Annotated in this window: 11 protein-coding genes; 1 reads left to right on the forward strand and 10 read right to left on the reverse strand. The window is 60.7% G+C overall.

The genetic code is table 11. The annotated features are described in order from the left end of the window. Positions 1-176: 176 nt before the first annotated feature. From ACNKID_RS03715 to gmhB, 5 genes are all read right to left on the reverse strand, one after another. On the reverse strand, positions 177-734 hold the full coding sequence (locus tag ACNKID_RS03715) for a 4Fe-4S dicluster domain-containing protein (protein ID WP_417912093.1): 558 nt from the start codon (positions 732-734) through the stop codon (positions 177-179). 3 nt (positions 735-737) lie between these two features. Continuing rightward, positions 738-2933: a molybdopterin-containing oxidoreductase family protein gene (locus ACNKID_RS03720; protein ID WP_417912094.1), complete on the reverse strand. Its 2196-nt coding sequence runs from the start codon at positions 2931-2933 to the stop codon at positions 738-740. A gap of 252 nt (positions 2934-3185) precedes the next feature. Then, complete coding sequence (locus tag ACNKID_RS03725; RefSeq protein ID WP_417912102.1) at positions 3186-4460, reverse strand: M18 family aminopeptidase; 1275 nt, start codon at positions 4458-4460, stop codon at positions 3186-3188. 146 nt (positions 4461-4606) lie between these two features. Beyond that, positions 4607-5308, reverse strand: coding sequence for a hypothetical protein (locus tag ACNKID_RS03730; RefSeq protein ID WP_417912095.1), 702 nt, complete (start codon positions 5306-5308; stop codon positions 4607-4609). A gap of 111 nt (positions 5309-5419) precedes the next feature. After that, positions 5420-6058 carry a D-glycero-beta-D-manno-heptose 1,7-bisphosphate 7-phosphatase gene (gene gmhB / locus ACNKID_RS03735; protein ID WP_417912096.1) on the reverse strand — a complete coding sequence of 213 codons (639 nt, stop codon included), beginning with the start codon at positions 6056-6058 and terminating at the stop codon, positions 5420-5422. Here gmhB and ACNKID_RS03740 point away from each other — a divergent pair. After that, entirely contained in the window at positions 6057-6434 is a 378-nt protein-coding gene (locus tag ACNKID_RS03740) for a hypothetical protein (RefSeq protein ID WP_417912097.1), read from the forward strand. The genes gmhB and ACNKID_RS03740 overlap by 2 nt on opposite strands. A 149-nt stretch (positions 6435-6583) precedes the next feature. Here the strand turns inward: ACNKID_RS03740 and thiH are convergent, their stop codons facing one another. The 5 genes from thiH to ACNKID_RS03765 all read right to left on the reverse strand — a co-directional run. Beyond that, positions 6584-7696, reverse strand: a complete 1113-nt coding sequence (gene thiH, locus ACNKID_RS03745; protein ID WP_417912098.1) for a 2-iminoacetate synthase ThiH — start codon at positions 7694-7696, stop codon at positions 6584-6586. 2 nt (positions 7697-7698) lie between these two features. Then, a complete protein-coding gene (locus ACNKID_RS03750) occupies positions 7699-8490 on the reverse strand; it encodes a thiazole synthase (protein WP_417912099.1) in 792 nt (263 codons plus the stop codon). Between the two features lies 1 nt (position 8491). After that, positions 8492-8689 carry a sulfur carrier protein ThiS gene (gene thiS / locus ACNKID_RS03755; protein WP_417912100.1) on the reverse strand — a complete coding sequence of 66 codons (198 nt, stop codon included), beginning with the start codon at positions 8687-8689 and terminating at the stop codon, positions 8492-8494. A 224-nt stretch (positions 8690-8913) separates the two neighbouring features. After that, a complete protein-coding gene (locus tag ACNKID_RS03760) occupies positions 8914-10635 on the reverse strand; it encodes a sodium:solute symporter family protein (protein ID WP_417912101.1) in 1722 nt (573 codons plus the stop codon). Further along, a partial coding sequence (locus ACNKID_RS03765) for a DUF4212 domain-containing protein (RefSeq protein ID WP_417912103.1) occupies positions 10632-10760 on the reverse strand: 129 nt, incomplete at its 5' end. The genes ACNKID_RS03760 and ACNKID_RS03765, both read right to left, overlap by 4 nt.

Raw genomic sequence — 10760 nt, forward strand, 5'->3', positions numbered from 1 at the left:
GCTGTCAACAGGCCCTTTCTTAGACCTGACGTAGTTGATGGCGCTCATGCTCATCAGCCCGCCAGACATGCCGCCGAGAAAGAGGTAGACAGCCACCCGCCAGTCCCAGACGTGCATGACTGGATAGGTGATGGCGTTGGCGCCGGTAATGCTCAGTTCCATGTTCGCTCTCCTCCTCAGCTCTTTCTGGGAAACTGGTTGATGTAATAGACGTGCGGCTGGGTGCCGACCTCAGGCTTCAGCACGCGCCAGCTGTTCTCCCTCAGGAGATGACTGACCTCGCTCTCCGGGTCGTCGAGATCGCCGAACCTTCTTGACCGTCCGATGCATGTGGCCACGCAGGCAGGTTCTTTCTTCTCGTTGAGACGGTGCTGGCAGAAGGAGCATTTGTCCGCCCATCCGTGCTCAGGATGGATGTAGCGCACATCGTAGGGGCAGGCAGTGATGCAGGCTTTGCAGCCCACGCATCTCTTGCGGTCAATCTGCACGGTGCCGTCCTTCTCCTTGTGCGAGGCCCCGGTGGGGCAGATGCTGACACAGGGAGCGTGGTCGCAGTGGTTGCACAGCTCGGAACGCATTTCCGTCCTCAGCTGCGGGAACTCGCCCCGCACCATTTCCACCACGCGGGTGCGGAAATGCTCCATTGGCACATCGTTCTCTCGCTTGCAGGCGGCCACGCAGGCCATGCAGCCGATGCAGCGGGACTGGTCAATGACCATGACATATCTGGGCATTTATCAGGCCTCCTTAAGGATCTTGACGAAGTTGACCCGCATGCCGGTCCCGCCGGTAATAGGGTCCACTTTATACTGAGTTATAAGCTCTTGGTCGTCCGCACCGCTGCCGTGCGCCTTGCTCAGCCGGGGTGAGTTATGGCCGAATCCATGCACCATGTAGACGCAGTCATGACGGATGCGCTCGGTCGCCTTCACCCGCATCGGCGAGCTGACCACCTTGTCCTGGTTCTCCAGCCGTATCCGCTGGCCGTTCTTGACTCCCAGGCGGTCCGCCTCCTTCTTGTTCAGCCACAGCTCGTTCTCCTTCTGTAGCTCCCAGAGGAACGGCGAGTTCACGGTGCGGCTGAAGGTGTGCACCGGGCTGCGGCCATAGACAAGGCGGTACATGCCCTCGCCTGGCTGCTCGGTCGGCTCGTACTTGGGGATGGGATCGAAATTGTGCTCCTCCAAGGCCGCGCTGAACAGCTCGATCTTTTCTGAGTCTGTAGGGAACTCAGGCTGATTGTCCGGCGTGATGTATGGGGCTGCGCTGTTCGGCAGGCTGACATAGCCCTTGTCAGCCAGCTCGGCGTAGTTGACACCCCATGCTTCGGCTTGGCGTTTCATCCGCGCTTCCCAGCTGTCCTTGACCGCGAACTCCGGCTTGCCCATCTTCTTGCACAGCTCGCTGGCTATCCACCAAGCAGGCTTGGTGTCATACATTGGCTCAACCGCAGGCTGACGGATGCCCACGCCCGCTTCTCTGGATTCGACTTTGAACAGGCCGTCATGCCGCTCCAAGTAGGTGCATTCAGGCAGGATGACATCGGCCATCATCACGGTCTCGGCAGGCATGATGTCTATCGCAACCATGAAATCAAGGTTGTTGATCGCCTTGCGGGTCAGCTCAGGCGCAGGCAGGGCCTTGAGCAGATCAGTGCCAGCGATGACCAAGGCTTTGATCGGATAGGGCGTGCCTGAGATGGCCGCCTCCCGCACCACTTGAGTCAGTCCTTCACCACCAGCAAAAGGATAATCGCCTTTGATCAGCGGAGCTTTGGCTGGATCGGGATATTTAGGCGCACCGTCGCTGAAGCTGGGGAACTTGCCTTTGGGCGGCAGCCACATGCCGCCCTTACGGCCCCAAGTGCCGAGAATGGCGTTGATGATCGCCATCGCCCGGACGCGCTGCGCGTCGTTGCCATACCAAGCGAGATGGCGGCCCGGATGCACCACCACGTTGGGCGCATAGCGACCCAGCTCCTCAGCGGCGGCAATGATGTCCGCCTCTGGCAGGTCGGTTTCTTTGGCGCACCACTCCGGCGTGTACTGGGCGACTGCCTCCTTCAGCTTGTCAAAGCCGACCGTGTATTGCTCGACGTAGGCTTTGTCATACAGCTCGCGGCTGATAATCAGGTTGATCCACGTCAGGAGCAGGGCGGTGTCGGTGCCAGGTTTGATCGGCAGCCAGAGGAAAGATTTGGAGGCGGCGGTGGAGTAGCGGGGGTCAACGCAGATGATTTTGCAGCCGTTGCCCACTGCCTCGGCAAATTCCTGATTCTGGGAGTTGTGCATGTTCTCGCCAAGGTGGGTACCGAAAAGGACGATGACCCGGCTGTTGCGCATGTCCACCCGCTCGCAGCTTGTGGCGGGCTTGTGGCCGAAGGTGATCTCCCAACCCGCGTCGCGGATGCCTTTGCACTGGGCGAAAGAGGGGAAAGCGATGTTGCCGGTGCCCAGTGCTTTAAGCAGGTGGGTGAAATAATCGCCCGGCGAGCCGTGCGACATCATGGCGACAGACTCCGGTCCGTGCTTGGCCATCACCTCTTTCAGCTTCTCCGCTGTGTAGCTGAGAGCCTCCTCCCAGCTCACTTCCTTGTATTTGCCGTCGCCTCGCTCGCCGGTGCGGATCATAGGCTTTTTCAGGCGGTCCGGGTCATAGAGCTGGCCGATACCTGCCTGGCCGCGCGCACAGAGCTTGCCCAAGCTCTGCGGATGGAGCGGATTCCCCTCCAGCTTCACCACCTTGCCGTCTTTAACCTTGGCGATTGCGCCGCATTTCCAGAAGCACATCTCGCAGCTCGTCGGCACATACTTGACATCGCCGCCTTCAGCCTCGGCTCTGGCGCGGGCCGAGAAGAACGGCGTGTCGGCGATTGCCGCGCCTCCGGCGGACATGGCGGCGTATTTGAGAAAATTTCTCCTCGAAAAAGCCATCACATTCTCCTTAGTTTTAAAAAGTATCTTAAGGCCGGGCAGCCTTCCGGCCAGTGTGTTCGTCGCACAGAAAAAAGACTTTCTTTTAGCGCAGATTGTGGCGGCTGTCAACTGCCACAATGTCATACTTTTCAGGAAATTGCAGAAAGACGTGCCACATCGTGCGTGTGCTGCCACGTGGTATCAGCAAGAATAAGTCTCTTGCTGCCGCCCTGTTGCAGCCGTTTTGCGAGGAAAGAGAAAGAGATGAAATCAGGGCTGGAAAAAAGTCTGTAGCACCCGGCAGAGATGCCAGCAGTCAACGCTGGCGGCGGTTTCGCGGATGGAGTGCATGGCCAGCGAAGGAATGCCGACATCAACGGTCTCCACGCCCAGCTCGGCGGCAGTCAGCGGGCCAATGGTCGAGCCGCAGCCCATGTCGCTGCGGGAGACGAATTCCTGAACCGGCACTTCCGCCTTGGCGCAGAGCTGGCGGAATGCAGCCGCTGAAGCGGCAGTGGTGGCGTAACGCTGGTTGGCGTTGAATTTGATCACCGGGCCTTTGCCGAGCTGCGGCAGGTGCAGAGAGTCGTGCTTGGCCGCGAAATTGGGGTGAACGGCGTGGGCGTTGTCAGCGGAGATGAAGAACGAGCCGCGCAAGGCCGCCTGCCGCTCTTCGGGATCTGGCCTCAGCCGTTCCAGCACGTCACGGAGGAATGACCCTTGCGCTCCGGCGGCGGAGACGCTGCCCACCTCCTCATGATCATTCAGAACAATCAGGCAGTTCAAGCCGCTGTCAGCACTGCGCAGGGCCTGCGCGGCAGCGAAGCAGGAAACGAGATTGTCCAACCGCGCACCAGTGATGAATTCGCCTTTCAGCCCGGTCAGCGTGGGCGGGGCGGGATCGTACAGGAACAGCTCATGATCAATGATTCCGGCTGGCTCAGCCTCCGGGCGGCAGCGGCGCAGCTCCTCAAGCAGCAGCTCTTGAAAGGCGGCGGCTGTTTCGGCGGCAAGGCCGATCAGCGGGGTCATGTCGGTCTGGGCGTTCATCTCCTGCTGCTTGTTGGCCTCACGGTTGAGGTGAATGGCGAGGCTGGGGATAACTGCCAGAGGCCGCTGAAAATCGAGCAGGGCCGAGCTGAGGCCACCGTTTTTGTCCCGCCAAGCCACACGGCCAGCCAAGGACAGCTCGCGGTCAAACCAAGGCCGGAGCAGCGCACCGCCGTAAATCTCCACGCCGAGCTGAAGACAGCCCTGTTCCCGCCGCAGCGGATTCGGTTTCAGCTTGAGGCTGGGACTGTCTGTGTGCGCACCGATCATGCGGAACGGGCCGCTGCTGTTCCATGTGAAGCCGATCAGGCTGGACTCGTTGCGGAGGACAAAATATTTGCCCGCAGCCAGACGGCCCCATGCTGCCTGCTCCTCAAGCCGAATAAAGCCTTGCTCCACCAGCAGGGCGGCGGCTGAGGCGGCGGCATGAAAAGCAGTGGGCGAGGAGCGGAGGAAGCTAATCAGTTCGGCAGCGCAGGCGGTGTGCGGTGACATCATGGCATGTCCTGAAAGAATGAGTGAAGAATGGCGAAAGAACTGCGGCATGAAGCGGGGAGAGAAGGCAGGACAAGAACTTCAGCAGCGGTGGAGGGACTCCTTCTCAGGAATCCCTCCGCGCAGTCCGCCGCTTGCGCAGCTGTTTACTGAACGATGACCGGCTCGCCGTCCACTGCGGCTTCACCGCCCATGGTCTCGGCAGGAACCTCTTCAACAGCAGGTGCTGTTCCTTCAACTGCGCCGCCGTCTTCGACGATCACTTCCTCGCCGCCGGTGCTCTCGGCAGGAACCTCTTCAACGGCAGAGGCTGTTCCTTCCACTGCGCCGCCGTCTTCGACGATCACTTCCTCGCCGCCGGTGGTCTCAGCAGGAGCGGCAGCCTCTGCGCCTTCCACTGCGCCGCTGTCTTCGACGATCACTTCCTCGCCGCCGGTGCTCTCGGCAGGAACCTCTTCAACGGCAGAGGCTGTTCCTTCAACTGCGCCACCGTCTTCGACGATCACTTCCTCCCCGCCGGTGCTCTCAGCAGGCGCGGCAGCCTCTGCGCCTTCCACTGCGCCGCCGTCTTCGACGATCATCTCCTCGCCGCCGGTGCTCTCGGCAGGAGCCTCTTCAACGGCAGCCTCTGTTCCTTCAACCATGCCGCCGTCTTCGACGATCATCTCCTCGCCGCCTTGGACCTCCTGCTGCGCTGGGACTTGGGCCTGCTGCTCCTGAACAGCTTGTTTCTGGCCGCCGTCAGCGGCAGACTTCCCGCTGTCAGGCGGAGAGCAGACGCAGGCTGCGGAGAAAAGAAGCAGGAAAAGACCGCTGGCGAGGTAACTGGCTGTTGTTTTGACGCTCATTTGTTCTGTGCCCCCTTTTAATAGGATGAAATGGGATGTGTGGCCGAAAGATAGCCATATCTTATCTTCAGCATCTCGACCCTGTCAAATATTTTTTACTCACAAGATGTTTTAATTTTTAATCCGTTGCAGGAGACAGGGCCTCCGCTGGCCGCTCCGCTCATGCCGCAGCAGCTGAATGATGCGCTCCGCCGCCTCCGACAGGTTCTCGGCAATCAGAACTGGCTGATTCTTTTTCTGCGGACCGACAAACTCCAGCTCGCCTCTGCCGTAGCCTGTCAGCACCAGCACCGGCGCGGCTCCGGCCTGAATGCCGCACTCCAGATCCGACCAGCGGTCGCCAACCATGAAGGAGCGGGCAAGGTCAAGATGCAGCTCGGCGGCGGCCTGCTCCAGCAGGCCGGGCAAGGGCTTGCGGCAGCGGCAGGCCATGCGGTGCTCCGCCACTTTGGCCTCTGGATGATGCGGGCAGACATAGATGCCGTCCAGCCGCGCGCCTTCCGCTGCCAGCAGCCGCTCCATCTCCGCGTGAACAGCCTCCAGCAGAGAAGGCGGGAAATACCCTCTTGCCAGGCCGGACTGATTGGTCACCACCACTGCGGGAATGCCCTCCTCATTCAGCCTGCGGACTGCCTGCGCCGCGCCAGGCAGAAGCATGAAGCGGCTGAGATGGTTGATGTAGCCCATCTGCTCGTTGATGGTGCCGTCGCGGTCAAGGAAGACCGCAGGACGCAGCTTGGAATTTGTCATGCTGGAAGAATGGAAGAGTGTTGCGGAGAAAGCCGCCTCAATTCGCACCAGAACCTCAGTCTTTGCAAGCAGAAGGCACTTTGCTTGGCTCTCCCCTGACGGCCTCGCCGCTGTTCAAACCCCGGTTGGAAATGAGGCATTCCCCTCTGGCAATGGCTTATTGCCAGCTGGAAACGTGGCGTTCCCCTCTGGCAATGAGGCATTTCCTCTTGGCAATGAGGCATTGCCAGCTGGCAACGCGGCATTCCCTTCTGGCAATGAGGCATTGCCAGCTGGCAACGTGACATTCCCCTCTGGCAATGGCTCATTCCTTGCTGGCAATGAGGCATTGCCTCTTGGCAATGGCTCATTGCCAGAGGGGAATGAGCCATTCTGAGCCGGAAAAAAGGCGGTTCCGAGCGCAAAAACACCAGCAGGACGAGGAAAGGAGGCGTTTGCGGCTCGTTGTTCCGCCTGCGGGGCCGAGATCAAGGCCTTGGCAGCCGAGTCCGAAGCCTTGGCAACCGAATCCGAGGCATTGGCGGCTCAGACCAGCTCCCAGTCTTTGAAGATCGGCTGACAGCCATTGCGGCGGAGCATGGCCGCCACTTCCGCCACGCTGCGGTTGTCGGTCACGGCGAACTGCACTGGGGCTTCGTCCTGCTTCCTGACAGCATAGCCGCCCACGCCGGTTTTCGAGCCGGAGGAAAAGCGGGTTGCGCCAAGATGCACCAGCCGGTCACGGAAAGCGGGGGCCTCGCGGGTGGAAATCGTAATCCCTAGCCTTGGCATGAACAGCCGCCACGCAAGCATGAACTGGACAAAATCAATATCCGAAAGCAGATGACGGGGCGCAATGGCTCCTGCGGCCTTGGTCATGCGCGGCAGGGAGAGGGAGAGTTCCACATCCGGGAACTCCTCCTCCAGCCAGCGGGCGTGCAGCGCGGCCAGCCATGCCTCGCGGTGCGGTTCGCCAAGGCCGAAGAGCGGCCCTATGTTGAGCGCGCGGAAACCGGCCCGGGCACCGCGCTCCGGGGTTTGCAAACGCCAGGCATAGTCCGCTTTCCGTCCTGCCGGATGCACTTCCTGGTATACAGCGCGGTCGTACACTTCCTGATAAATGGTCAGGGAATCGGCTCCAGCCTCGCGCAGGGTGCGGTAGCCGTCCTCATCGAGCGGGAAGATCTCCAAGGCGATGGAAGAGAAGTGCTTCTTCATCAGCCGCACTGTGTCGGCCAGATAGGACAGCGGGGTTTGCGCCGGGGCTTCGCCGGTCAGGACGAGGATGTGCCGGATGCCGGTGGCGGCGATGGCTGCCGCTTCCTGCTCGATCTCGTCCAAGGTCAGCTTGGTGCGGGGAAAGTCTATGCCTGCATGGAAGCCGCAGTAAGTGCAGGCATTGGCGCAGTAATCCGAGATGTACAGCGGCGCATACAGGCTGATCACCCTGCCGAAGTGCTGCAAGGTGAGCTGTCTGGCTTTCTGGGCCATTGCCTCCAAGTAAGGCTGCGCTGCCGGGGCGAGCAGGCAGAGCAGGTCGCGGCGGTCCAGCTGCTCATCGCGGGACAGGCTGCGCTCCACATCCGCAGCGGTCACGGCCCGCAGGCTGGCATCGAAATCAAAGGATTCCAAGACAAGAGCAACGTTGAGGAAGGACATGCTCATGCTCGGAGAAAGCCGGTCAGGGGCGAGGAGGCATCGGCATAGTCCTTCTCCCCGGCTAGCTGGGCCAATCGCGCCAGCCGCCCGGCTTGCACGGCGAGGCCAAAGGCTTTGCCAGCCATGATCGGGTCCGCACTGGTGGCGATGGCGGTGTTGACCAGCACCGCCGCCGCGCCGATCTCCATTGCCTCGGCGGCCTGCGAGGGCTTGCCGATGCCTGCATCCACAATAACCGGCAGCTTGCTTGCTTCGATCATCCGCTTGATCATCGCCTTCATCTCCAGGCCCCGGTTGCTACCAATCGGCGAACCAAGCGGCATCACCGCAGCCGCGCCCGCGTCGTGCAGCCGCCTGCTCACAGTCAGATCAGGAAACATGTAGGGCAAGACAATGAAGCCTTCCTTGGCAAGAATTTCTGTGGCCCGCAGGGTCTCGGCATTGTCCGGCAGCAGGTATTTGTTGTCGTTGATCACCTCGATCTTGATGAAGTCGCCACAGCCTGCCGCCCGGGCGATGCGGGCAATGCGCACTGCCTCCTCGGCAGTGCGTGCACCAGAGGTGTTGGGCAGTATCCGCACCGACGGCGGGATATAGCGCAGGATGTCCTGCTCTCCTGCCTGAGGATCCACCCGGCGCAAAGCCACGGTGATCAGCTCTGATCCGCTTGCTGCGAGCATTGGGGCGATCAGTTCCCGCGAGGCGAACTTGCCTGTGCCGGTGAGCAGGCGGCTGCCGAAGCGCACCCCGCCAAGCAGCAGGCTGTCGTCCGCCGCGTTCATCATTTCCTTCATCTCAGCCTCCTCCTACAAAACTGAGCAGCTCAACTGTATCTCCTTCGTGGAGAAGATGATCCTGCCAGCATTCTCTTTTGATCAGTTCAAAGTTGACATCGGCAATCACAGCATCTGGCGCAAAGCCCTGCTCAATGATCATGTCGAGCAGGGTGAGAGCTGCGGTTGCGGTGCTCTGGCCGTTCAGGGTTATCTGCATGGTGTCAAGAAGCGTGGATGATGCGTGAAAGCATGGCTTCGCCGCCGACCTTGGGCGGAACAGCCTGCCGCTCAGGACGCGTGCAGCAGAGTCCCCCTAACATACCCAGCCTCTCAAGACCCTGCAAGAAAGAATCCCATCCTCCGCCTTGGCCGGGGAGCAAAAGAAAACGGCATCCCGGAGCAAACCGGGATGCCGCTGCAATGGCCTTGTATTGCCCTGCGCTACTTTCTCTTCAGCGTGCCAGGTACGCGGATGTCCTCAACCAGATGCTGGATGTGCTCCGGCGGCGGCGGGGTGACGCTGGACACCGCGTAGGCGACAAAGAAGTTCACCAATGCGCCGATGGGGCCAAAGGCTTCGGGTGAGATGCCGAGGAGCCAGTTCTCCGCCACATCCTTGGCCATCTCGGTGCCGGGCATGAAGAACCAGCCCTTGAACCAGAAGATGTACAGCAGGGTCACGCTGATGCCTGAGAGCATTCCGGCGATGGCACCCGCCTTGTTGATCCGCTTGAAGAAGATGCCCATCATGATCGCCGGGAAGATGGACGAGGCGGCCAGACCAAAGGCCAAGGCCACCACCTGCGCCGCGAAGCCCGGAGGTCTGAGGCCGAAGTAACCAGACAAGAGGATTGCTCCAGCCATGGCGATGCGGCCTGCCAGCAGCTCGTTCTTGTCGCTCATGTTCTTCATGAAGATGCCTTTGAGCAGGTCATGCGACACGGACGAGGAGATGGCTAAGAGCAGACCAGCGGCAGTGGACAGCGCAGCGGCGATTGCGCCTGCGGCCACCAAGGCGATGACCCACGGCGAGAGATGAGCGATCTCCGGGTTGGCCAGCACCATGATGTCGTTGTCCACCTTGACCATCTCGTTCTTGTCTTTGTCCTTGAGATACTGAATGCGGCCATCGCCGTTCTTGTCCTCAAACTGAAGGAGCTTGGTCGCCTCCCACTTCTTGAACCACTCAGGCCGGTCTTCGTACTTGATCCACTCGCCGCCGTTGGGCCGGATGGTCTCCATCAGGTTGAAGCGGGCCATAGCCCCGACTGCCGGAGCCGTGGTGTAGAGGATGGCAATGAAGACCAGCGACCAACCTACTGAGGAGCGCGCGTCGCGCACCTTGGGCACGGTGAAGAAGCGGGTGATGACGTGCGGCAGACCAGCGGTGCCGATCATCAGGCAGAGGGTGTAGAGGAAGATGTTCTGGATGCTGTCCTTGCGGGCGGTGTACTCGCCAAAGCCGAGATCCAGCAGGGTCTTGTTCAGCTTGTCCAAGAAGTACATGCCGGAGCCGTCGTTCACCTGGCCGCCGAGACCAAGCTGCGGCAGCGGGTTGCCGGTTAGCTGAAGCGAAATGAAGACAGCAGGCACAGTGTAGGCGAAGATCAGCACGCAGTACTGAGCGATCTGGGTGTAGGTGATGCCCTTCATGCCGCCCCAGACCGCATAGACAAAGACGATGATCATGCCGACCACCAAGCCCCACTCATAGGACATCTCGAAGAAGCGGGAGAAGGTCACGCCAATGCCCTTCATCTGGCCGATGACGTAGGTCAGCGAGGCGATGATCAGGCAGATGACCGCGACGATGCGCGCCGCGTCCGAGTAGTAGCGGTCGCCGATGAAGGCGGGCACGGTGAACTTGCCGTACTTGCGCAGATAGGGGGCAAGGAGCATGGCCAGCAGACAGTAGCCGCCGGTCCAGCCCATGACGAAGACAGATGCGTCATAGCCCTTCATGGCGATCATGCCCGCCATGGAGATGAAGGAGGCGGCGGACATCCAGTCCGCTGCCGTGGCCATGCCGTTGAGCACCGGATGCACGCCCTTGCCGGAAACGTAGAATTCACCGGTCGTGCCTGCCCGCGCTCTGACCGCGATCCACAGATAGAGGGCAAAGGTTGATCCCACCACCAGCCAGTTGACAGTTTGCTGACTCATTCTTCGCTCACGCCGAATTGCTTGTCTAACTGATTCATCCGCCACGCATAGAAGAAGATCAGCGCGACAAAGCCGTAGATGGAACCCTGCTGGGCGAACCAGAAGCCGAGCGGATAGCCGCCCAG

This window comes from Candidatus Electronema sp. TJ (assembly GCF_048287355.1).
Lineage (GTDB): Bacteria > Desulfobacterota > Desulfobulbia > Desulfobulbales > Desulfobulbaceae > Electronema.